Source organism: Azospirillum sp. UENF 211521 (assembly GCF_058780535.1).
This window is the reverse complement of record NZ_JBSNCF010000006.1, coordinates 53,248-75,498: the sequence shown is the minus strand read 5'-3', so window position 1 is coordinate 75,498 and position 22,251 is coordinate 53,248. Positions and strand designations below refer to the sequence as shown.

The following is a 22,251-nucleotide window of genomic DNA, read 5'->3' as shown; positions in this document are numbered from 1 at the left end:
CCCCAACGGCGTTCAAGCCCCCTGGTTGCGCTGGTAGAAGATGATGGCGCTGCCCTGGCGTTCGAAGCCCATCCTGATGCGGCGCAGGGCGGGCAGGGCCGCCGCGATCGCCTCGTGCCGCTCCTTGGGCGCGTACAGCATCAGGAAACCGCCCGCGCCGGCGCCGAGGATCTTGCCGCCGGTGGCCCCGGCGGCGCGGGCCGCCGCGTACCAGTCGTCGATGTCGTCGGTGCTGATGCCCTGGGTCAGGCTTTTCTTCAGCATCCAGTTCTCGTGCAGGATCTCGCCGAAGACCGCCTCGTTGTTGCCCTGGATCTCCGCGTACAGGTCGTGGGTCAGCTGCACCATGCGGCGCAGGACCTGCTGCTTGTCCGCCTGCCGGTCCACCTGCTCCGACTGCTGGGCCAGCAGCTTCGAGGCCGAGCGGGTGATGCCGGTGTAGAACACGAGGATGCTCTCCTCGATGGTCTGCAGGGTTTCGGGCCGGCAGATCACCGGCGTGACCGCCACCCGGTCGTCGGGGTGGAACTCGATCAGGTTGAACCCGCCATAGGCGGCGGCGTACTGGTCCTGCTTGCCGATCGGCTCGCCGCAGCGGTCGATCTCGATGTGGCAGCTGTCGGCGCCCAGCGTCTCCTTCGACACGTAGCGCCCCTGGTAGGCGTTGAGCGCGTGCAGCAGCCCGACCGTGAAGGAGCTGGAGGAGCCCAGACCGGTCCCCTTGGCCGGGATGTCGGCGATGGTCGTGATCTCGATGCCGCCCGCCAGCCCCAGATGCTCCATGCACGCCCGCACGAGCTGGTGCTCGATCTGGTCGATGCTGGAGACCTCCTCAGTCCGGGAGTAGGCGATGCGGATGCCGTCGTCAAATTTGCGGTTGACGTTCACATAGATGAACTTGTCGATGCTGGTGCTGAGCACCGCGCCGCCATGACGCCGGTAAAAGCCCGGAAGGTCGCTTCCGCCTCCGACAAAGCTCATGCGCAGGGGGGTCTTGCTGATGATCATGAGGCGAAACGGTGTCTGTTCCCTGGAGGGCGGGCATTGCGTGCGGACGGCAGGACCTATACACCGACGCATCCATCCCGTAAACGTCTAGCCGGCGGGGCGCATGTTACAAAGGAGCGCCCCGGCGTCGCAAAAAAGAGCGTCGCAGAAAAGGCTGGAACGCCGCAGCGTCGGGCCCAGTGCGAAAGGCCCGGCGGTACAAAACACTAGAGCACAAATCCGTTTCTGCTCTAAATTCCGCGGCCATCGGCGGAGGGCTCGCCGGTGATTGCCGCCGCAGCAAGCGTAAGGGTGAAGTGAGAGTGATCAGCGGACAATCGAGCAAGCCCGCATCCATCGGGCCGTTGGCCATGATCCGCGATCTGTGGGCCCACCGCGTGCTGATCGGCCGGCTGGCCCGGCGCGAACTGATGGCCCGCTATCGCGGCTCGATGCTGGGCATGGTGTGGGCGATCCTGACACCGGTGATGATGCTGGCGGTCTACACCTTCGTCTTCCGCACCGTGTTCAAGGCCCGCTGGAGCACCGACGGGTCGGGGGGCGGCCACGGCGAGTTCGCGCTCCTGCTGTTCGCCGGCCTGATCCTGTTCAACGTGTTCGCCGAATCCGTCAACCGCGCGCCCGGGCTGATGCTGGAAAACGTCAGCTACATCAAGAAGGTGGTGTTTCCGCTGGAAATCCTGCCCGCCGTGGTGCTGCTGGGGGCGCTGTACAACGCCGGGATCGGCCTCGTGGTGCTGGCGCTGTTCTACGGACCGGTGTTCGGGATCCCGCCCTGGACCGTTCTGCTGACTCCGCTGGTGGTGGTGCCGCTGGCCCTGCTGACGCTGGGGGTCTCGTGGTTCCTCGCGTCGGCCGGCGTGTTCCTGCGCGACATCCGCCAGTTCATCGGGGTGGCGGTGACCATGCTCATGTTCCTCAGCCCGATCTTCTACCCGGCGTCCGCCATTCCGGAGGAGCTGCGGTCGCTGCTGGCGCTCAATCCCCTGGTGCCGATCCTGGAGCAGGCGCGCGGCCTGCTGTTCTGGGGAACGCTGCCCGATTGGGGACCGTGGCTGCTGTCGGTCGTCTTCAGCTACGCCGTCGCCTGGCTGGGCTACGCCTGGTTCGTCAAGACCCGCAAAGGCTTCGCCGATGTCGTCTGAAATCGCCATCCAGGCCGCCGGGCTCGGCAAGGCCTACGCCATCTTCAAAAAGCCCCAGGACCGCCTGAAGCAGATGCTGGCCCGTGGCCGGCGGCGCTATTACGACGAGTACTGGGCGCTGCGCGGCATCGATCTCACCGTGCACAAGGGCGAGACGATCGGCATCATCGGCCGCAACGGATCGGGCAAGTCGACCTTCCTGCAGCTGGTGTGCGGCACGCTGACCCCCACCTGCGGCACGCTGGCCGTCAACGGCCGGATCGCGGCGCTTCTGGAGTTGGGAGCCGGCTTCAACCCGGAGTTCACCGGGCGCGAGAACGTCTATCTCGCCGCCTCGGTCCTGGGGCTGAGCAACGAGCAGATCGACCAGCGCTATGACGCCATCGCCGCCTTCGCCGACATCGGCGACTTCATCAACCAGCCGGTCAAGCTCTACTCCAGCGGCATGTACGCCCGCCTGGCCTTCGCCGTCGCGGCCCATGTGGACGCGGACATCCTGATCGTCGACGAGATCCTGGCGGTCGGCGACGCGGCGTTCACCCAGAAATGCATGCGCTTCATCCACAAGTTCCGCGAGACCGGCACGCTGTTCTTCGTGTCCCACGACACCGCCCAGGTGGTCAGCCTGTGCGACCGCGCGGTGTGGCTGGACCGCGGCCAGGTGCAGGAGATCGGCCCGGCCAAGGACGTCTGCTATCGCTACATCGCGGATCTGCACAGCGAGCGCGACACCTCCAACGCCTTCCGCATCGGCGGCAACCGCGCCACCGCCCCGGTCGCGGCGGCCCCGGTCAGGGACCCGCGCAGCGAGCTGCTGAAGTCGTCCCAGCACCGCAACGAGATCGAGATCTTCGACTTCAACGACGAAAGCCCGTGGTTCGGCGCGCAGGGCGCGCGCATCGTCGGGATCAACCTGCTCAACACCCAGGGCGAGGTGTTGCCCTCGCTGGAGGGCGGGGAAGAGGTGGTGCTGAGGGTCACCTGCCAGACCCAGAAGGAGATCAACGGTCCCATCGTCGGCTTCTACGTCAAGGACAAGCTGGGCCAGAACCTGTTCGGCGACAACACCTACCTGACCTACCGCGGGCTGCCCGTCACTGTCCCCGCGGGACAGAGCTTCGCCGCCTCCTTCCGCTTCCAGCTTCCCTATCTGCCGACGGGCGACTTCGCCGTCACCGTCGCGGTGGCCGAGGGCACTCAGGACGACCACGTCCAGCACCATTGGCTGGACGACGCCATGTTCTTCCGCGTCCATTCCAGCCACCTGATCCGCGGCCTGATCGGACTGCCCATGCACGACATCGCACTGGAGGTGGACGGCGTCCGGATGCCGGGCTGGGAGGAGTGACCCACTCTCGACGCCAAAGCCCTTTGTTCCTTGAATCTATGAATTGCTTTGGATTCAAGGGCCATGCTGACAGCCATTCGGTTTTTTGACGCGGGAGTGAAGAATTGAGTCCGAACAACCCACCCAAGCATCAATACAACGGAATTCAGGTTCTCCGTTTTGTTGCCGCGTCGATGGTCACCATTTATCACAGTTTCATTTATTATGACAATCTGAGCGGAACACCCATAAAATTCCATGATTACTTCGATCCCGGACTCCTATCGCGGGGGGTCGCGATATTCTTCGTGATTTCGGGTTTCATCATGGCGATGTCGGCCGAAAGACTATCCATCGGCAAATTCCTATGGCACCGCGCTCTGCGCATTTACTTCGGATACATCGCCGCCATCGTGATCGCCGTCGCCGCCAAGACAGCGGTGTTCGGCTCGTACCCCATGCAGCTCATCTCCTTCAAATCGGTTTCCTTGCTGCCGTTTGGAGAGATCGGCTATCCCCTGGGCGTCGAATGGTCCTTGGTCTATGAAATCGCCTTCTACGCGGTGATCGCGCTTCTCATCGCACTGCGCTATCCGGCTGTGCGAATCGGCGTGATGCTGGCCTGGATGGTGGTCATCATGGCCTTCGGCGGCGAGTCCACCCATCTGTTGCCGGACGCGTCCCAAATCCTGCTTTCACAGTACAACCTGGGTTTTATTGCAGGCTACTTCTGCTGGCACCTGAAGGGAACGGGAGTCGGCCGATTCCGTGACTTCTTCATTCTCGGCATTGTTCTGCTTCTCGGGGACCTGATCATCACCTGGCCCTTGATGCGGGAACTTTTCGTCGTGGCTGGCGCATCCCTTATCGTGCTTGGCGCCTCGGACCCCCGGTTCAGCGAGCGCTTCGCTGCGGACCATCCCCTGGTGCGTTGGGGCAACGCATCTTATGGCCTTTACCTGATGCACGTGACCATCTTGGGATGTGTCTATGCCGGTTCCGGGCAGCACGGCCTCGGTATTTATCTGACCGGTCTTCTGATGGCCTTGGCGGGTGGCATCTTCTTTGGTTCTTGTGAGTTCACGCTCTACCAACGCCTGAAACGACTGATCGACGCCCGAAAAAAGCTGGTCGATGCCCCGGTGGCGGACAAGAAACCAGTGACGCTTTGAACGTCGGTGTCGCCGCGACGTAACACCGAACAATCCCAGGCCCTCACCATGCAAGACGATGTTTCACGCACCGTTGGGCATTCGAGAGCCAAATTGAATGATATGCCTTCTGGGCATATGGGTATGGTTGAAAGAAAAATGAACAAGTCATCCGAGCCTAAAATCAGCAAGATCGTGGCATCAGCCGCCCTTATTTCTATCATTTTTCTAATTTCATCGCCTTTCAGACTACAGATGCCTCAATCTGGCCTAGATCCGTCCTGGAATGCCGTAATCGCCAAAGCGGCTGTAGAGGGATGGCAATGGGGAAGAGATGTTATTTTTACTTTTGGCCCTTATGGATATCTTTACTCTCATACCTTCCAGAGCAATCTTTGGGGCTCTGTTGTTTCGATAAGCGCCGCACTCTCTATCGTATTTGGCATTGGAGCCGTCGGCCTTATTGCCAACATGAATTTCGTGCGCGCAATAATAACTAGCGCAGCATTGATCTTAGGAGCATTTGCCCTTCTCGAAGACAGCTTCTATTTTGCATTCCCTCTGTTCATTCTGACCGGATATTTTCGACTTCCTACAGCCGTCCCAACGTGGCGCCTTGTTCTGTTCACTGTTGCGGCTGGCCTGTCAGCATTGATCAAAATTTCGTTTGGTGCCTTGGCCTTGGCCATTGTCATCCTAATCGACGCCCACCGCATTTTCAGGAAAAATCCTCCTGTTTTCACGCCCGTATTCGTCTCGAGCGTTCTATTTTTCTATGTCATATCTGGACAAGATCTACACTATTTTGCTGATTTCTTGACGCTCGGATTTCAAGTAGTTTCTGGATACAGCGAAGCAATGGCAATGCCAGGTTCCACATCAGAACTGGTATCTTTCCTTGTTTTGTCAGCAATCTCATTCCTTGCCATTGTAGCCATCGAATACCGCAACGGTCGCTTGGCCGGGCGGCCGCTTGATGTTCTGGCTCTTTTGGCCGGTCTCGGTCTTTTCTGGTTTATGGTGTTCAAGGCTGGCTTTGTTCGCCATGACTTGCACAGCATGATCGCTTGGGCTGCGGCCGGTTGCGGGATTGCTCTGTACGTCGCTTCTCTCGGCAACAATACGCGGGCAGGGCTGTTGACAAGCTTCCTGCTTGGGCTGGCGCTCTTGATGTCCTTGGTGGCACCTTATCGGTATTCCACGGACCAGAATTATCCATTCGGGCCACTTCTCTATGGCCAGTTCGTCGCAAAGCCGAAGCAGTCGTTGAACGATATTGCTGCCTTCGCCTCAAACCCTTCCCATTGGATTGAGCAGAAGCAGGAAGACTACAATCGACACTTGGAGGCCCTTCGCAAAGCTGAGCCAATTCCTGTCCTGCAGGGAACGGTCGACGTTTTGCCATCCATCCAGGCTGCGGTCTTGGCAAGCGGCAATGAGTATCGTCCACGGCCGATTTTCCAGGAGTACTCGACGTACACCCCAATGCTGATTGAAGCAAACCGGCGTTTCCTGCTTGGGGATCGTGCTCCGGACAACCTCTTGTTCAGCGTCGGCTCGATTGATAATCGGCATCCCGCCTTGGCGGAGGGTCCCCTTTGGCCCGACATCCTCCAACGCTACGAACCGGTCCGTCTCGAATCGTCGATGCTGATGATGCGAAAGCGGTCCATACCTGCTCCATTGCTTCTCGCTGATGCGCACACCGTCAGCGCCGGCTTCTCCGAAAATGTTGCCCTTCCGCAGGATGCGGATGCACTGTTCATGTCTGTCGACATTGACATGACCTTGCTTGGGAAACTGCTTAAGACCGTATTTCGCGTCCCGACCGTCGACATGACGGTCACCTTGGCCGGGGGAGAGGAAAAGAAATACCGCCTTATTCCAGGCATCGCAAAATCTGGTTTCATCATATCACCACACATAGAGAACAATTTTGCGTTCGAAGCTCTTTCCGCTGGAATGCCAGAGCTTTTCCCGAACCTCAAGGTTGTTTCCATCCGTCTGGATACAGACAATTTTTTGCCCTGGGTGAAGCCGAATATTCATTTTCATTTCCAGCCGCTGCATGTCGATGGGCTGAGGCAGCCCACTTTGGCTGAAGGCGTGCGCCGGGAATTGGCCATGTACGAGACGCTGCGGACATTAGCGTCCTCGTCCTCCGTGCGGGCACCCTTTGTCGAAATCAGCGAACAGAAGCTTTTGGCGCATGCTCCCACCTCCATGTTCCTCGACGTCGCATCGGCGCAACGTGTGGACGTGGAATTCGGGATCAGAGACGTGGCTTGGCAGGCCAACACCGCGACCGATGGTGTTTGCTTCCGGATATCCATGGCCGCTCCCGACGGAGCCTCCGTAAAGGCTTGGGAGCGCTGCCTTCGTCCGACAACCGCCCTCGCGGATCGGGGCGTGCAGAGTGTCTCCATCGATGCCGAGTTGCCGGCAGGGGGGCGACTGACGTTTGAGACGGACTGCGGCGGCAATTGCTCGTGGGATTGGGCTTACTGGCAAAACGTCGCGATTGTCCCGTAACCAACTGATTTTCTTGAAGCTGGTTTCGGCACAGCCCGCTTGTGCCGAAATCAGAAACGGTCCTAGGAAAGACCAGGGTGCCCTGCAATGCCACCCATGGATGGAGCGACAGAAGGTCAGAGGACCCAGATCATGCTGAACCGGGCCTTGTTGCTCGACCGCGATGGCGTTGTGAACGTCGATCACGGTTATGTCGTGGAGCGGGAACGCTTCGTCTTCGTGGACGGTATCTTCGAGCTGGCGCGCCACGCCGTGGACCGCGGCTTCCGCGTGGTGATCGTCACCAACCAGTCCGGGATCGCCCGCGGCTATTACACGGAAGCTGCCTTCCTGGAGCTGTCGGAGTGGATGCGCGCCGCGTTCCGCGAGCATGGCGTGGAGCTGGCCGGGCTGTTCCATTGCCCGTACCACCCCAAAGGCCCGGTCGCGCGTTACACGCGGGATAGCTTCTGGCGCAAGCCCAACCCCGGCATGATCCTGGACGCGGCGCGGCGGCTGGACCTTGATCTGTCCCGGTCGGTGTTCCTGGGCGATCAGGCGACCGACATGCAGGCCGCCCTCACCGCCGGCGTCGGCCTGCGGGTGCAACTGAGCGACACGCAAGACGGCGACCAGGCGGCCTCCCTGACGATCGGCCGCCTGACGGACCTCATTCCCCGCCTGCGCTGACGCGCCGGCGCCGTTCCGCTACTCCGTCAGGCTCAGCAGGTAGCGGCCGTACTCGTTCTTCTTCAGCGGCTCGGCGAGGCGGCGCACCTGCTCGGCGTCGATCCAGCCGGAGGTGAAGGCGATCTCCTCCGGGCAGGCGATCTGCAGGCCCTGCCGGTGCTGGATGGTGCGGACGAACTCGGCCGCCTCCAGCAGGCTGTCGTGGGTGCCGGTGTCGAACCAGCCGTAGCCGCGGCCCATCTGCTCGACCGACAGGCGGCCGGCCTCCAGATAGGCGGCGTTGACCGAGGTGATTTCCAGCTCGCCGCGCGCCGAGGGCTTCACCGCTGCGGCGATGTCCAGAACGTCGTTGTCGTAGAAATACAGCCCGGTGACCGCCCATTTGGAGCGCGGGTTGACCGGCTTCTCCTCGATGCTGAGCGCGCGGCCCTGCTCGTCGAACTCGACCACGCCGTAGCGTTCCGGGTCGCGGACGCCGTAGGCGAAGACACGGGCGCCCTGGGTGTTCTCACCCGCCTGGCGCAGCAGGCTGGTCAGGCCGTGGCCGTAGAAGATGTTGTCGCCGAGCACCAGCGCGCAGCTGTCGTTGCCGACGAACTCGCGGCCGATGATGAAGGCCTGGGCGAGGCCGTCGGGCGAGGGCTGCACCGCGTAGGTCAGGTTGATGCCCCACTGCGACCCGTCGCCGAGCACGGTCTGGAACAGCGCCTGGTCGTGCGGCGTGGTGATGACCAGGATGTCGCGGATTCCCGCCAGCATCAGCGTGCTGAGCGGGAAATAGATCATCGGCTTGTCGTAGATCGGCAGAAGCTGCTTGCTGACCGCCCGGGTCACCGGATAAAGCCGCGTGCCGGACCCGCCGGCCAGGATGATGCCCTTCATGATCGCGCCGCCTGTCGTGAGGTCGTTCTAGGATGCGGTGGGGGAAAGCAACGCGTCGAGCACGCGGTCCAGGCTGTCTTCCCAGCGCGGGGCCTCGATGCCGAACGCGGTCCGGATCCGGCCGCAGTCCAGCCGCGAATTGGCCGGGCGACGGGCGGGGGTGGGATAGTCCGCCGTGGTGATGGCCAGCAGGCGCGGACGCCGGCCGGTGGCCGCCTCCAGCCGCTGGAAAACGCGCTCGGCGAAGCCGTGCCAGGTCGTCTCGCCCGTTCCGGTGAAGTGGTAGGTGCCCCAGGGAACGTCGCGTCCTGTGTCCTTCGCCGCGGCGATCCGCACGGCGATGGCCACGATGGCGGTGGCAATGTCCGCGGCGGCCGTCGGCGCGCCGTGCTGGTCGGCGACCACGCGCATCTCCTCCCGCTCACGCCCGAAGCGCAGCATGGTCTTGACGAAGTTGGCCCCGTGCGCGGCGTAGACCCAGGAGGTGCGCAGGATGACATGATGCGGCAGCGCGGCGCGCACCGCCGCCTCGCCGGCCTCCTTGCTGGCGCCGTAGGCGCCGAGCGGGGCGACCGGGTCGTCCTCTGTGTAGGGGGCCGGCTTGGTGCCGTCGAACACATAGTCGGTGGAGATGTGGACCAGCGGCACGCCGCGCGCGGCGCAGGCCGCCGCCAGCCGGGCCGGGCCGTCGCGGTTGACGGCGAAGGCCGCCTCGCGGTCGCCCTCGGCCTTGTCCACGGCGGTGTAGGCGGTGGCGTTGACGACGAGGTCGGGGGCGTGGGCGGCCATCGCCGCCTCCACCGTCTCCGGCCGGGCCATGTCGACGTCCGGCCGGGCCAGCCCGACCAGGTCGGTGCCCTGCGGCCAGGCGGCGCGCATCAGTTCGGTGCCGACCTGCCCGCTGGTGCCGAGGATGAGGATCTTCATGCCGCGTCGAGCCCCAGCCGCTCGCCGCGGTAGGAGCCGTTCAGGATGGCTTCCCACCAGGACCGGTTCTCCAGGTACCACTCCACGGTCTTGCGCAGGCCGGTCTCGAAGGTCTCCTGCGGCGTCCAGCCCAGCTCGCGGGTGATCTTGGAGGCATCGATGGCGTAGCGCTTGTCGTGGCCCGGCCGGTCGGCGACGAAGGTGATCAGCCGGTCGTGCGGCGCGCCGGCCGGGGCCAGCTCGTCCAAGAGCGCGCACAGCGTCCGCACCACGTCCAGGTTGGTGCGCTCGTTGTAGCCGCCGATGTTGTAGCTTTCGCCGATCACACCTTTGTCCAGCACCAGCCGCAGGGCGCGGGCGTGGTCTTCGACGTAGAGCCAGTCACGGATGTTGTCGCCCTTGCCGTAGACCGGCAGCGGCTCCCCCTTCAGACCCTTCAGGATCATCAGCGGGATCAGCTTTTCCGGGAAATGGTAAGGGCCGTAGTTGTTCGAGCAGTTGGTCAGGACCACGGGCAGCCCGTAGGTCTCGTGCCACGCCCGCACCAGATGGTCGCTCGACGCCTTGCTGGCCGAGTAGGGCGAGTTCGGGCTGTAGGAGGTCGTCTCGGTGAAGAAGCCGTCGTCGCCCAGCGTGCCGAAGACCTCGTCGGTGGAAATGTGGTGGAAGCGGAAGGCCGCGCGCTTCTCCGCCGGCAGCGACGTCCAGTAGCCGCGCGCCGCCTCCAGCAGGCGGAAGGTGCCGACCACGTTGGTCTGGATGAACTCGCCCGGCCCGTCGATGGAGCGGTCCACATGGGACTCCGCGGCCAGATGCATGACGGCGTCCGGCTGGTGCTCCGCGAAGACCCGGCGCAGCTCGTCACCGTCACAGATGTCGACCTTCTCGAACGCGTAGCGGGGATTTTCGGCCGCGCCCGGCAGCGAGGACAGGTTGGCCGCGTAGGTCAGCTTGTCGAGGTTGACGACGGAGGCGTCGGTTTCGGCCAGGAGCTGACGGACGACGGCGGAGCCGATGAAACCGGCTCCCCCCGTGACAATGATCTTCTTCATTGAGGCACCTGTTATCCTGTCAGAACCAGTCGCCGAGGTCGGCGAGGCGGGGTTGCTTGCGGTCCTTGTCCGAAAGCAGGGCCTTGTCGGCCGCGACGGGCCAGTCGATCCCCAGATCCGGATCGTTCCACAGAAGGCCGCGGTCATGCTCGGCCGAGTAGAAATTCGTCACTTTGTATATGACTTCCGTGTCCGGTTCCAGCGTGCAGAATCCGTGCGCGAAGCCGATGGGGACCAGGATCTGGTTCCATTCCTCGGCGCTGATGACGGCGCTGACATGCTGCCCGTAAGTCGGCGAGCCCTTCCGGATGTCCACCGCGACGTCCAGGATCGCACCCTTCACCACGCGCACCAGCTTGTCCTGCGCGAAGGGCGCCAGCTGGAAATGCAGGCCCCGCACCGTGCCCACCTCGGCCGACAGGGACTGATTGTCCTGCACGAAATCGTAATGCAGCCCGGCCGCCTCGAACGCCTTCTTGCTGTAGGTTTCCGAGAAGAAGCCGCGGGAGTCGCCGAACTTCTTGGGGCGGATGATTTTCACGTCGGGAATGGCAAGAGAGATGACGTCCATGGGTCAGGTGCTTTCCTTGTCGAACCAGGGCTTCGTGACACGCGGAGGAAAGGCCAACCCGAGATCCTCGGAATCCAAGGTCAGGTTGGGGTTGTAGTAGGGGTCGCGGGCCATCCGGTCCCCCCAGCGCCGGCTCATGTAGGCGGCTTCGGCGTTGAACCGCTGGACCTTGTCCGGGGCCGTGTCCGGCCCGCGCGAGGCGGATTCCAGATGATACAGTTCGGCGAAGGGCGTCCAGACGACCAGATAGCCGGCCTCGCGGAGGCGCAGGCAGAAATCGACGTCGTTGAAGGCGACCGCCAGGTTCTTGTCATCCAGACCGCCGACCTCGTCGAACACCGCCTTGCGCATGACCATGCAGGCGGCGGTGACGCTGGACAGGTTCTGGGTCAGCTGCGCCCGGCTGAAATAGCCGTGGGCGTCGCGTGGCAGCCCCTTGTGCCCATGGCCCGCCACGCCGCCGATGCCGGTGATGACGCCGGCGTGCTGGATCGTGCCGTCGGCGTAGTAGAGCTTGGCGCCGACGGCTCCCACCTCGGGGCGAAGCGCGTGGCCGACCATTTCCGTCAGCCAGTCCGGCCCGATCACCTCGATGTCGTTGTTGATCAGGCCGATCACCGGCCCCGTCGCCCGCGCCACCGCGAAATTGTTGATGGCGGAATAGTTGAAGGGCGCCTCGCAGCGCAGGATCCGGACCCGCGGCTCGTCCTTCAGCGTGTCGAAATAGGCGAAGGTCTTCGCCTCTTCGCTGTTGTTGTCGACGATGATGACTTCGAGGTCGGGGTAGTCGGTGCGCTGCAGCAGCCCGTCGACGCAGCCCTTCAGCAACCCGACCTTGTCGCGCGTCGGCACGATCAGCGACACGCGGGGCGGCGGGTCGGGCAGGGCGTAGCGGATGCGGGTGAAGCGGTGGGTGGAGGGCGAGACCTCCACGCTGGCCTGGACGCCGCGCCGCTGGAAATGCTCGGTCAGCGCCCGGTGCGCCGCCGCGGTGGCCCGCGGCAGATCGACCATGGAAAAGGCCGTGGATTCCGGAAAGACCCGCCAATGGTAGAGGACCGCCGGGATGTGGCGGATGCGCTCCGGGACGGTGGCTTCGACCGCCCGCAGGGTCAGGTCGTAGTCCTGGCTGCCCTCGAACCCCTCGCGGAATCCACCGATCCGCTCGACCACCGAGCGGCGGAACACGCCGAGATGGTTGATCATGTTCTGGCCGTGCAGCAGATCGAGGTTGAAGTCCGACTTGAAGTACGGGTCGTGGCGCCGCCCCCTGGCGTCGATCTTGTCCTCGTCGGAATAGAGGATGTCGGCGTCGGGATGCCGGTTCAGCTCGGCCGCGATCATGTAGAGCGCGTGCGGCGTCAGCCGGTCGTCATGGTCCATCAGGGCGACGAATTCGCCGGTCGCCAGTTCCAGCGCGCTGTTGCTGGCGGCCGAGATGTGGCCGTTCCGCGCGCGCCGGACCACCTTGATGCGATGGTCCCTCGCCTGGTACTCGGCGAGCAGCGCCGGGACGTGCGGCGCGGTCGAGGCGTCGTCGGCGATGCACAGTTCCCAGTCGGGATAAAGCTGCTCCAGCACGGACTCCAAGGCCTCGCGCAGGAAGGATTCCGGCGTGTCGTGGACCGGCATGACGACGGAGATCAGGGGACGCCACGCCAGCCGTGCCACGTCGGCCCGGATCGCCGCAAGCTCCTCGGGCACCAGCGCGTCGTACAGCCTGATCCAGGTTTCGTAATCGGCGGTCTTGCCCGGCTGCATCTCCTGGAGCACGCGCTGCTTGGTCGCGGTCCAGCCGTGGCGCCACAGGTGCATCAGGACGGGAAGCGGCCGGTGGCGCCGCATATGGTCGAGCACGAGGTTGCCCTTGCCGATCTCGCAGATCGTGAAATCCGCGATGTCGAAGGACAGCGGCCGGGTCGCCGGATCGAAGCGCAGGGCCCTGGTGCCCTGCGGCAGGCAGACCAGTTGGCGGATCGTGCCGGTGGTGTCCACCGGCAGGCGGATCACGGATCGGTCGGTAAAACCGTCACCCTCGTCCACATACAGCACCGGGGTGACCGGGGCCGACGCGCGGCGCACCGTGTAGGAGATCACGCACCAGTCGCGGGGGGCGCGGCCACGGTCGGAGCGCAGCAGGAAGGCCGGGTCGCCGCCGATGCTCTCGTATCCGCCCGCCGGATCCGCCTTGAGGTCGTGCAGCGGCTCCAGCGTCATCCGGTGCAGCCGGTACCGGTAGAAGCGGCCGGCGCCCTTGCCGGCGCCCAGAACGCGCGTCAGGGCCGCGCCCAGAGTCGCCCCGAGGGTCGACGTCATGGACTGCGGGGAAAGGAGCCTGACCGGTCGGCGCAGACGACGCAACCTATAGGAACCCAGGTCCTTCATAGAAGAGTCCACAATCGCCTTTGTTCCGCCAAGCCTGCATCCACGGCCATCCGCCCTTCGACCGTTTTGAAGAGGATGGCTGTCCAGGACCTGACGATTTCGTATCTCTTATGCGGCAGCACGCTGTCAAACCCGAGTGACTGTTGCGATTGGCAGGCCCTGTCGCCCTGTGCGGCCAGCGACAGGCATACGCGGGCCATTGAACGAACGCAAGCCGGATGCCTTGAACATTGTTTGGGCCGCGTCTTGAAAAATCCGTGCCCATACAGACGCTTCCACGGATGGGCCGGGTTCGGCCGTCAGGGCGCCGCCGGACGGACCGCCTCGCGCAGAGCCTGCACGAGCGGCGGTGTGGCGACGGCGAGGTTGTAACGCTCCTCCACCATGCGGCGCCCGGCCGCTCCCATGCGGGCGCGCAGGTCCGGGTCGGCGGCCAGCCGGCCGAGCGCCTGGGCCCAGGCCTCCGGGCCTTCCGCAAGGAAGCCGTTCACACCATCCTGCACCAGCGTGGTGTTGACGCCGACCGGCGAGGCGACGACCGGCCGGGCGGCTGCCATGTATTGGATCAGCTTGTAGCCGCACTTGCCGCGCTCCCAAGGTTCGTCGGGGAGCGGCATGACGCCGATGTCGAAGCGGGCCAGTTCCTCGGCCTCGCTTTCCTCACGCCAGGGAACGAAGGTCGCGGGCACGGGAAGGTCGAGGCCGGCCGCCCCGACCACCCTCAGCCGCACCGCCGGGCCGAGCCGGGCGAGCGCGCCGCCAATGGGGGCGAGATAGTGCGCCGTGGAGGGCGAGCCGATCCAGCCGACCGTTGCCGGATCGCCGGGCTTCCGCTCCGAAACGGGGAGCGCGGCATAATGCCCCAGCTCGACGACGGTCGGCTGGATGCGGACGTCGCGGGCGCCGGCGCCGGCCGCCCAGTCGGCCAGATAGGGGTTTCCGGCGAGCACGATCCGGGCGTTGCGCGCGAGCGTCGCGAACTTCGTCCCGAGCAGGGCGCGCACCGACGCCAGCCGGTGGCGGCCATAGCGCTCGAACCAGGCGTCGTCGATGTCCATGACATAGGGAACCGCGCCGAGCCCCGCCGCCGCTTCGACGCGTGCCGGTAACCAGGGCAGGGCCTCCTTCTCCAACCAGACGAGATCGTGACGCCGTGCCGACCGCAATGCGGCAAGGCGCTGCACGTAGGCCTTGGCGATGCGCGACCGGTCGATCCGTCGGCCGGTATAGAGCGCCCGCAAATACTCGTCGTCGAGCAACGGTGCCTCGGTCACCCGGAGGCCTGCGGCCCGCAAGGCCGGGAGGTAGGCGAGGAAACGCAGCCGGCTGCTGGCGCCCAACCGCTCGTAGCGGCTCAGCAGGAGGACCGATGGTCCGGGGGCGGCGTCAGCGAGCATCACAGGAGGACCAGGAAGCGCGCTGCACCTGGAATGTTGTCGCGAAGAAAGCCGTGCCCTCCGCCTTTGGCCGCTCTCCGGTCCGCCGGGGCGTTTGGAGTCTTGTCGCGAGGCCCCGGGTGGCCTGGGACCGTTGGGTCATCGCATCAGCTGAGCCATGTTCCGTTCGGGAATCGGCGGCGGTGACGGGTGCAGGAGCAGGCCGTGCTCCTCCACGTCGACCCGGGCGTCGGGATAGACCGCGAGCGCAAGCTGCAAGGCCTCGATGAAGCGTTTCCTGAAATCGCGTAACCGCGCGTAACCGGCGCCGAACTGTTCGAAAACCGCCGGCCAGGTGATCGTGGTTGACTTGTTCAGGCTGTGCAGCCGGTAGGCCAGCCAGATGTAGATGTCGATGCTCGTGCTGTTGTTCTGGATGTGGCGCAGCGCCGGTTCCCAAATGGGCACCGGGTGCGCTTTCAGTTCGCGGAAGAAGGCTTCGGAGAGCAGGACGCGGTCTTCCCACAGCGTGCCTTGCGGGGAGTTGTGCTCGGATGAGAAATGGATGCCGCCCTTGACGATCGAATCCTTCTCGAACCCCAGGCTGTTGGCATCTTCCCAGGCGAAGGTCAGGTTGCAGGCGGCGATGCGCGAGGCCTGCTCCCGGATGTCGCGGTAGGTCTGGCCGCCCACGGACAGGCCCATGCGGTCCAGCCAGTCGTGCATGCTGCGGCCCAGCTCGACCTCGCGGCTGTCGGTCTGGAGAGCCCGGGTTTGCAGATAGAGCAGGATCATGCGCGCGCGGCTTCCGTAAGGAACGCCGTAGAGCTTGAAGCCACCGCCACGCACGGGCAGTCGACCGGGCTCGATCAACAGACGAATGCGGTGACCGCGCCGCTCCCAGGGCTGATCGTCGGGCAGACGGCGATGCGGAAGAGCGGTCAAGGCAAAACCTGAATAGGTAATGCCAAGCTCTTGCCGTTCCTCCTCCAAGACCGCCGCAGCGATGTCGACCAGCGAGCGCTGATCCGGATCGCTCTGGAGTGCTTTCGCCTGCTCGCGGCCCACCTGACTGATCAGGCGATGCAACTGGCCCATAGCGCGCTGTTCTCGCCGTTTGTTCCAGGTCAACTTAGGTTTCGATCCATAACACGACGGGTTGGTGGCGGCAATTTGGAATCTTGTCGCGCAGACTATTTGTAAGGTTACTAGATTTACCTATTTGTTTGAGCGACAAGACTCCAGTAGAGAATCGCGAGTCGCGCGACAAGACTCCAGGAATCCCGCGACAACACTCCAGGGGATAACCCATTCCACCTGTGGAAGCTTGGGTCGATGCGACAAAACTCCAGGTCTAGCCTTGCGAATCGCGGTTTTGTGGCGAATCGGGCGTGATGGCGATTCGCCGTGCGACTCGCCGTTCTCGGTTTGAGCGGGTGGCGACGGGGAATCCGGCACGATCGGCCCCCCGGCCGGCGTCCATGGGACCGGGGGGCGCGACAAGACTCCAACTTCGCAGGAGCCCGTGGCCGGCTTCAGGAGAAGAAGCGGCGGCGGAAATCGTCGATCGTGCGGGCCAGCCCCTCGGGCAGCGGGACCGCCGGTTCCCAGCCCAGCAGGGTCTTGGCCTTGCCGATGTCCGGGCGGCGCTGCCGGGGGTCGTCCTGGGGCAGCGGACGATGCTCCACGGTCGAGCGCGAGCCGGTCAGCGCGATCACCCGCACGGCCAGTTCCAGCATGGTGAATTCGCCGGGGTTGCCGATGTTGATCGGGCCGGTGATGGCGGGGTCGGAATCCATCAGCCGCATCATGCCGTCGATCAGGTCGTCGACGTAGCAGAAGGACCGGGTCTGCGTGCCGTCGCCGTAGACGGTGATCGGCTCGCCGCGCAGCGCCTGCATGATGAAGTTGGAGACGACGCGGCCGTCGTTGGGATGCATCCGCGGCCCGTAGGTGTTGAAGATGCGCATCACCTTGATCGCCAGCTGGTGCTGGCGGTGGTAGTCGAAGAACAGCGTCTCGGCGCAGCGCTTGCCTTCGTCGTAGCAGGACCGCGGGCCGATGGGGTTGACGTTGCCCCAATACTCCTCCGGCTGCGGGTGGACGGCGGGGTCGCCGTAGACCTCGCTGGTCGAGGCCTGGAGGATGCGGGCGTCCAGCCGCTTGGCCAGCCCCAGCATGTTGATGGCGCCGTGCACGCTGGTCTTGGTCGTCTGCACCGGGTCGTGCTGGTAATGGACCGGCGAGGCGGGGCAGGCGAGGTTGTAGATCTCGTCCACCTCCACATAGAGCGGAAAGGTGACGTCGTGCCGGATCGCTTCGAAGCGCGGGTTGCCCAGCAGGTGGGCGATGTTGGTGCGCGAGCCGGTGAAGTAGTTGTCCACGCACACCACCTCGTCGCCGCGGGCAAGGAGGCGTTCGCACAGGTGCGAACCGAGGAAGCCGGCGCCGCCGGTCACCAGGACGCGTCGATTGTAGCTGCGGATTCCGGCCATGCTGTCCCCCTGGGTGACGTTTTTCCGGGGCGGCCCGCCCCCAAGGCGAGGAATGCGCGTGCCGGCGGCCGGATGTCCAGAGATTTGGGGGGCGGGGTGGCGCCGCGCCACGGGTCGGGCGCGGCGCTCCGGTGGAGACGGTTCGGTTCAGGTGCCGAGGATGCCCCGGGCGCGCAGATCCTCCACCACCCGCGCTGCGAGGGCGTCGGCGTCCTCCGCCGTGGTGTCGAGCCGCAGGTCCGGCGCGTCCGGCCGCTCGTAGGGAGAGTCGACGCCGGTGAAGTTGCGCAGGCTCCCGGATTGGGCCTTGGCATAGAGCCCCTTGGGGTCGCGCCGCATGCACTCCTCCAGCGGCGTGTCCACGAACACCTCCAGGAACAGGCCCTCCGGGAACAGGGCGCGCAGGGCCTCCCGCTCGGCCCGGAAGGGGGCGATGAAGGCGCAGAGCACGATCAGCCCGGCCTCCGCCATCAGCTTCGCCACTTCCCCCACGCGCCGGATGTTCTCGACCCGGTCGGCGTCGGTGAAGCCGAGGTCGCGGTTGAGCCCCAGCCGGACGTTGTCGCCGTCCAGCATCATGGTGTGGTGGCCGAGCGCGTGCAGCTGCCGCTCCAGCCGGTTGGCGACGGTCGACTTGCCGGCCCCCGACAGGCCGGTGAACCACAGGACCGCCGGGCGCTGCCCCTTGGCTGCGGCACGCTCCGCCGCCGAGACGGCCAGCTCCTGGCGGTGCAGGTTGGCGGCGCGGCGCAGCGGGTGCAGGATCATCCCGGCGCCGACGGTCCGGTTGGAGAAGCGGTCCACCAGGATGAAGGAGCCGGTGTGGCGGTTGGCCGCGTAGGCGTCGAAGGCCAGGGGCGCCGCCGTGGACAGGTTGCACAGGCCGACCGCGTTCATGACCAGCGTCGCGGCGGCGGTGTGTTCCAGCGTTTCCACATTCACCGCGTGGCGCAGCGCGGTGACCGTCGCCGGCATCCAGCGCGCGCCGATCCGCAGCAGGTAGGAGCGGCCGGGGATCAGCGGCTCCTCGGCCATCCACAGCAGGTGCGCGGCGAACTGGTCGGCCACCTCCGGCGTCGCGCCCGCATCCTCCTCCGGGCCGGCCAGCAGGTCGCCGCGCGCGGCGTCCACCGCCTCCTCCAGCGTCACGGTCACCGCGTCGCCGGCCCGCGCGAGCGGCCGGTCGCCGTCGAAGGTGACGACGCGGGCAACCCGCGCGCGCCGCCCCGACGGCCACACCGTCACCGCGTCGCCCGGCGCCAGCCGGCCCGACAGCAGGGTTCCGGACAGACCGCGGAAGTCCGCGTTCGGACGGTTCACCCACTCCACCAGGAAGCGCAGTGGCCCGGCGAGCGCGTCCCCGTCCTCCACGGCCGCCGTCTCCAGATGCTCCAGCAGGGCGGGGCCCCGATACCAGTCCATGGCGGCGGAGCGGTGGACGACGTTGTCGCCGCGCCGGGCCGACAGGGGGATCGCCGTCACCGTGGCGAAGCCGAGCGGGGCGGCGAAGGCCGCGAAGTCCTGCGCGATGGCGGTGAAGACCGACTCGTCGCAGCCGGCCAGATCCATCTTGTTGACCGCCAGCACCACGTGGCGGATGCCCATCAGGGAGCAGACGATGGCGTGGCGGCGCGTCTGCGTCAGCAGGCCCTTGCGCGCGTCGACCAGCAGCACCGCGAGGGCGGCGGTGGAGGCGGCGGTGGCCATGTTGCGGGTGTACTGCTCGTGCCCCGGCGCGTCGGCGACGATGAAGCTGCGCCGGTCGGTGGCGAAGAAGCGGTGGGCGACGTCGATGGTGATGCCCTGCTCGCGCTCGGCCTCCAGCCCGTCCACCAGCAGCGAGAAGTCGATCCCGCCCTCCTCGTCGGTGCGGCCGCGGCTGTCGCGCAGCATCTGCGCCAGCTGGTCGTCGGGCACCAGCCCGGCGTCGTGCAGAAGCCGGCCGATCAGAGTCGACTTGCCGTCGTCCACCGACCCGCAGGTCAGGAAGCGCAGCAGCCCCCGTGTGGGAAGGGGCATGGGGTTCGTGCCGGCGTTCATCAGAAATAGCCCTCGCGCTTCTTGCGCTCCATGGAGGCCGGCTCATCGCCGTCGATCAGGCGTCCCTGCCGTTCGGAGGTCCGCGACGCCCGCATCTCCGCGATGATGTCCTCCACCGTCGTGGCGCCGGACTCGATGGCCCCGCTCAGCGGGTAGCAGCCGAGCGTGCGGAAGCGGACCCGGCGCATCTCCGGCGTCTCGCCGGGGTTCAGCGGCAGGCGGTCGTCGTCCACCATGATCAGGGTGCCGGCGCGATGGACGACCGGGCGCTCCGCCGCGAAGTAGAGCGGCACCACCGGCAGCCCCTCCGCCGCCACGTAGCGCCAGACGTCCATCTCGGTCCAGTTGGACAGCGGAAAGACGCGGACCGACTCCCCCGGCCGGATGCGCGTGTTCCAGAGGCGCCACGGCTCCGGCCGCTGGTCGCGCGGGTCCCAGCTGTGGCTGGCGGTGCGGACGGAGAAGACGCGCTCCTTGGCGCGGCTCTTCTCCTCGTCGCGCCGCGCCCCGCCGATGGCCGCGTCGAAACCATACCGGTCGAGCGCCTGGCGCAGCGCCTCCGTCTTCATGACGCGGGTGTGGACGGCGGAGCCGGAGTGGATCGGGTCGATCCCGCGTGCGACGCCCTCCTGGTTCATGTGGACGATCAGGTCCAGCTCCAGCCGGCGCGCCGTCTCGTCGCGGAAGGCGATCATGTCGCGGAACTTCCAGCCGGTGTCGACGTGGAGCAGCGGAAAGGGCACCCGTCCGGGATGGAAGGCCTTGCGCGCCAGATGCAGCAGGACGCCGCTGTCCTTGCCGATGGAGTAGAGCAGGACCGGCCGGGCGAAGGCCGCCGCGACCTCGCGCAAAATGGCGATCGATTCCGCTTCGAGCAGTCGCAAGTCATCCGGCAGGTTCGGCATTGGATTCCTAAACAAACATATGGCCTGAAAACAGACGGTCCGAACAGGCGGGTGGCCCGAACAGACGGAAGACGAGGCCGGATGAACAACCAAGACGGGCTGTTGCCGGGCTTACCGCAACGTGAGCCAGTGTGCCAAGAACTTTGGCGCGTCCGCCCAGTTTTGTTACCGTTCCGCCGCGGAGGGCGGGCGCAGCCGCGCCAGCAAACCCGTCAGCCGCCCGATGACAAGCCCCGTGAGGAGGCGCGCCGCCACCCCGCGGAAGGCGCGTCCGCGCGGTCCGCGCCGCAGCAGGGCGGCCAGCAGGCGGCGGCCCGGCCGTGGCCCGGGCAGGAAGGTGTCCGTCGCCGTCCGCTGCGCGTCGCCCTCCGATCCGCCCCCCCAAGCGGTGCGCCGACGCAGGGTCTCCGCGAAGGCGGCGCGGCAGACCAGCTCGGCGTCCGGAACGGAAACCAGGAGTTTCAATGAACCGGCCAGCCGGCGGCGGCCCGCGGCCGATTGGGCGGCGAGCGCCAGGGCGGGGGCAAGGGCGAGCGCGGCCGACAGCTTGGCGGCCAGCCGCAGGCCGGGGCGCCGCCGGTAGCCCAGGCTGTTGGCCCCGTGCTGGACATAGTCGCCCAGCGACTGCGGCAGATAGGCGATCGTGCCTTCCGCCGCGGCGCAGCAGGCGATCCAGTGGTCGTGGTAGGCGAGCCGGCCGAGCGCCGGGAAGGGCAGGGCCTGCCGCAGCAGCGAGGCCCGGAACAGGCAGGCGCAGCCGGTGACGGCGTTGGCCATCAGCAGCGCGTCGAGGCTGTCGTGCCGGCTGTCCAGGCCGGGCCAGAAGGTCTCCGACACGACCCGGCCGGCGCCGTCCACCACCCGCATGTTGCCGAAGGCCAGGATGGGTCCGCCCGCCGGTCCGCTTTCCAGGGCGGCAACCAGGGCGGCCAAACGGCCGGGTGCCCAGCGGTCGTCCTGATCGGCCAGGGCGACGAACTCCGCCTCGGCCGGGACGCGGCCCAGCGCGCGCTCGAAGTTCCGGTAGAAGCCGAGGTTGACGCCGTTGCGCAGCGGGCGGAAGCGGCCGTCGCCGGAGGTCGCCTCGATGATGTCTTGCCAATGGGCGTCGTCGGACCCGTCATCCTCGATCAGGCACACCCAGCGCTCGTGCGTCTGGGAGCGGATGGACTCGATCTGCGCCCGGAACAGGGCCCGGTCGGGGTTGTAGGTGGCCATGGCGATGGCGACGAGCGGCCCGCCCGCCGCTGGAGCGTTTTCCGGTGGTTCGGCCAGTGGTGGTTCGGCCAGCGGTGGTTCGGCCAGCGGTGGTTCGGCCGGCGGCGGGAGCGCCGTGTCGGTGACGGCCACCGTACCCGCCGGCCATTCCTCCCGCGTGCCGTCCGTCCATTCCAGCGCCAGGACCGCGCTCTGTGTCCCGCCCTCCGCGGACGCCGGCAGCGTGGCCAGCCCCCAGAAGCCGCAGGCCAGATCCGGCTCGACGCCGTGGCGGCGTTGCGCGGCCTCGGCGTCGAGCCGGAGCGTATTCAGACCGGCGGCCGGGAAACGCGCGGCGCCGACCACCATCGTGGCCGCGCTCAGGCGGACGCCCGGGCGGCAGGCCCATCCGGAAAAGCCCCAGACCAGGTCGTTGTGTGGCGGAACGCGGGGAGGCAGGCCGGGATCGAGATGCAGGAGGGTGGCGGACATTCCTCGGCCTTCGGCGGAACCGGCCTCGGCCTTCGGCTGGAACCGGTGCGGTGGTGTCGGGGGGGTGCGGGGCGGGCACTCTAACAGCCCTCCGGTG

17 protein-coding genes are annotated in these 22,251 nt (G+C 66.1%); 5 read left to right on the top strand and 12 right to left on the bottom strand.

Features of this window, described 5'->3' with window-relative positions; translation table 11 throughout:
- Positions 1–12: 12 nt before the first annotated feature.
- Positions 13–981: a GHMP family kinase ATP-binding protein gene (locus tag ACWPN5_RS31475; protein ID WP_200477207.1), complete on the bottom strand. Its 969-nt coding sequence runs from the start codon at positions 979–981 to the stop codon at positions 13–15.
- Positions 982–1,358: 377 nt separating this feature from the next.
- Between ACWPN5_RS31475 and ACWPN5_RS31470 the strand changes: the two genes are divergently transcribed.
- The 5 genes from ACWPN5_RS31470 to ACWPN5_RS31450 all read left to right on the top strand — a co-directional run bounded on the left by ACWPN5_RS31470 (position 1,359) and on the right by ACWPN5_RS31450 (position 7,832).
- Positions 1,359–2,153 (top strand): ABC transporter permease, encoded by a 795-nt coding sequence (locus ACWPN5_RS31470; RefSeq protein WP_145689765.1) that lies wholly within the window; start codon positions 1,359–1,361, stop codon positions 2,151–2,153.
- A complete protein-coding gene (locus tag ACWPN5_RS31465; protein WP_492299500.1) occupies positions 2,143–3,501 on the top strand; it encodes an ABC transporter ATP-binding protein in 1,359 nt (452 codons plus the stop codon). Before ACWPN5_RS31470 ends, ACWPN5_RS31465 begins: the two co-directional genes overlap by 11 nt.
- A gap of 104 nt (positions 3,502–3,605) precedes the next feature.
- A complete protein-coding gene (locus ACWPN5_RS31460) occupies positions 3,606–4,652 on the top strand; it encodes an acyltransferase family protein (RefSeq protein WP_492299498.1) in 1,047 nt (348 codons plus the stop codon).
- 48 nt (positions 4,653–4,700) lie between these two features.
- Positions 4,701–7,163, top strand: a complete 2,463-nt coding sequence (locus ACWPN5_RS31455) for a glycosyltransferase family protein (RefSeq protein ID WP_200477210.1) — start codon at positions 4,701–4,703, stop codon at positions 7,161–7,163.
- A 132-nt stretch (positions 7,164–7,295) separates the two neighbouring features.
- On the top strand, positions 7,296–7,832 hold the full coding sequence (locus ACWPN5_RS31450; RefSeq protein WP_145689769.1) for a D-glycero-alpha-D-manno-heptose-1,7-bisphosphate 7-phosphatase: 537 nt from the start codon (positions 7,296–7,298) through the stop codon (positions 7,830–7,832).
- 18 nt (positions 7,833–7,850) lie between these two features.
- Here ACWPN5_RS31450 and rfbA read toward each other — a convergent pair whose 3' ends face one another.
- The 11 genes from rfbA to ACWPN5_RS31395 form a co-directional block, all read right to left on the bottom strand.
- Positions 7,851–8,714 carry a glucose-1-phosphate thymidylyltransferase RfbA gene (gene rfbA, locus ACWPN5_RS31445; protein WP_492299496.1) on the bottom strand — a complete coding sequence of 288 codons (864 nt, stop codon included), beginning with the start codon at positions 8,712–8,714 and terminating at the stop codon, positions 7,851–7,853.
- A gap of 27 nt (positions 8,715–8,741) precedes the next feature.
- Positions 8,742–9,641 (bottom strand): dTDP-4-dehydrorhamnose reductase, encoded by a 900-nt coding sequence (gene rfbD / locus ACWPN5_RS31440; RefSeq protein ID WP_145689771.1) that lies wholly within the window; start codon positions 9,639–9,641, stop codon positions 8,742–8,744.
- Positions 9,638–10,693 (bottom strand): dTDP-glucose 4,6-dehydratase, encoded by a 1,056-nt coding sequence (rfbB, locus tag ACWPN5_RS31435; protein WP_145689772.1) that lies wholly within the window; start codon positions 10,691–10,693, stop codon positions 9,638–9,640. The genes rfbD and rfbB overlap by 4 nt, the downstream gene beginning before the upstream one ends.
- Positions 10,694–10,712: 19 nt before the next feature.
- A complete protein-coding gene (gene rfbC / locus ACWPN5_RS31430; RefSeq protein ID WP_145689773.1) occupies positions 10,713–11,264 on the bottom strand; it encodes a dTDP-4-dehydrorhamnose 3,5-epimerase in 552 nt (183 codons plus the stop codon).
- Between the two features lie 3 nt (positions 11,265–11,267).
- Positions 11,268–13,580: a glycosyltransferase family 2 protein gene (locus ACWPN5_RS31425; protein WP_492299494.1), complete on the bottom strand. Its 2,313-nt coding sequence runs from the start codon at positions 13,578–13,580 to the stop codon at positions 11,268–11,270.
- A gap of 368 nt (positions 13,581–13,948) precedes the next feature.
- Positions 13,949–15,046, bottom strand: a complete 1,098-nt coding sequence (locus ACWPN5_RS31420; RefSeq protein ID WP_492299492.1) for a glycosyltransferase family 4 protein — start codon at positions 15,044–15,046, stop codon at positions 13,949–13,951.
- Positions 15,047–15,184: 138 nt separating this feature from the next.
- Positions 15,185–16,156 carry a replication protein RepA gene (locus tag ACWPN5_RS31415; RefSeq protein WP_425490044.1) on the bottom strand — a complete coding sequence of 324 codons (972 nt, stop codon included), beginning with the start codon at positions 16,154–16,156 and terminating at the stop codon, positions 15,185–15,187.
- Between the two features lie 404 nt (positions 16,157–16,560).
- Positions 16,561–17,520 (bottom strand): UDP-glucuronic acid decarboxylase family protein, encoded by a 960-nt coding sequence (locus ACWPN5_RS31410; RefSeq protein WP_492299490.1) that lies wholly within the window; start codon positions 17,518–17,520, stop codon positions 16,561–16,563.
- Between the two features lie 147 nt (positions 17,521–17,667).
- A complete protein-coding gene (gene cysC / locus ACWPN5_RS31405) occupies positions 17,668–19,560 on the bottom strand; it encodes an adenylyl-sulfate kinase (RefSeq protein ID WP_492299489.1) in 1,893 nt (630 codons plus the stop codon).
- On the bottom strand, positions 19,560–20,465 hold the full coding sequence (gene cysD, locus ACWPN5_RS31400) for a sulfate adenylyltransferase subunit CysD (RefSeq protein ID WP_145689778.1): 906 nt from the start codon (positions 20,463–20,465) through the stop codon (positions 19,560–19,562). The genes cysC and cysD overlap by 1 nt, the downstream gene beginning before the upstream one ends.
- Before the next feature lie 165 nt (positions 20,466–20,630).
- Positions 20,631–22,154, bottom strand: a complete 1,524-nt coding sequence (locus ACWPN5_RS31395; protein ID WP_492299487.1) for a glycosyltransferase — start codon at positions 22,152–22,154, stop codon at positions 20,631–20,633.
- Positions 22,155–22,251: the final 97 nt, after the last annotated feature.

What these genes read in the sequence shown, in the direction of transcription:
- ACWPN5_RS31475 (WP_200477207.1), bottom strand. Translation starts at nt 981, where the DNA reads ATGAGCTTTGTCGGAGGCGGAAGCGACCTTCCGGGCTTTTACCGGCGT.
- ACWPN5_RS31470 (WP_145689765.1), top strand. Translation starts at nt 1,359, where the DNA reads ATGATCCGCGATCTGTGGGCCCACCGCGTGCTGATCGGCCGGCTGGCC.
- ACWPN5_RS31465 (WP_492299500.1), top strand. Translation starts at nt 2,143, where the DNA reads ATGTCGTCTGAAATCGCCATCCAGGCCGCCGGGCTCGGCAAGGCCTAC.
- ACWPN5_RS31455 (WP_200477210.1), top strand. Translation starts at nt 4,701, where the DNA reads ATGCAAGACGATGTTTCACGCACCGTTGGGCATTCGAGAGCCAAATTG.
- ACWPN5_RS31450 (WP_145689769.1), top strand. Translation starts at nt 7,296, where the DNA reads ATGCTGAACCGGGCCTTGTTGCTCGACCGCGATGGCGTTGTGAACGTC.
- rfbA (WP_492299496.1), bottom strand. Translation starts at nt 8,714, where the DNA reads ATGAAGGGCATCATCCTGGCCGGCGGGTCCGGCACGCGGCTTTATCCG.
- rfbD (WP_145689771.1), bottom strand. Translation starts at nt 9,641, where the DNA reads ATGAAGATCCTCATCCTCGGCACCAGCGGGCAGGTCGGCACCGAACTG.
- rfbB (WP_145689772.1), bottom strand. Translation starts at nt 10,693, where the DNA reads ATGAAGAAGATCATTGTCACGGGGGGAGCCGGTTTCATCGGCTCCGCC.
- rfbC (WP_145689773.1), bottom strand. Translation starts at nt 11,264, where the DNA reads ATGGACGTCATCTCTCTTGCCATTCCCGACGTGAAAATCATCCGCCCC.
- ACWPN5_RS31425 (WP_492299494.1), bottom strand. Translation starts at nt 13,580, where the DNA reads ATGACGTCGACCCTCGGGGCGACTCTGGGCGCGGCCCTGACGCGCGTT.
- ACWPN5_RS31420 (WP_492299492.1), bottom strand. Translation starts at nt 15,046, where the DNA reads ATGCTCGCTGACGCCGCCCCCGGACCATCGGTCCTCCTGCTGAGCCGC.
- ACWPN5_RS31410 (WP_492299490.1), bottom strand. Translation starts at nt 17,520, where the DNA reads ATGGCCGGAATCCGCAGCTACAATCGACGCGTCCTGGTGACCGGCGGC.
- cysC (WP_492299489.1), bottom strand. Translation starts at nt 19,560, where the DNA reads ATGAACGCCGGCACGAACCCCATGCCCCTTCCCACACGGGGGCTGCTG.
- cysD (WP_145689778.1), bottom strand. Translation starts at nt 20,465, where the DNA reads ATGCCGAACCTGCCGGATGACTTGCGACTGCTCGAAGCGGAATCGATC.
- ACWPN5_RS31395 (WP_492299487.1), bottom strand. Translation starts at nt 22,154, where the DNA reads ATGTCCGCCACCCTCCTGCATCTCGATCCCGGCCTGCCTCCCCGCGTT.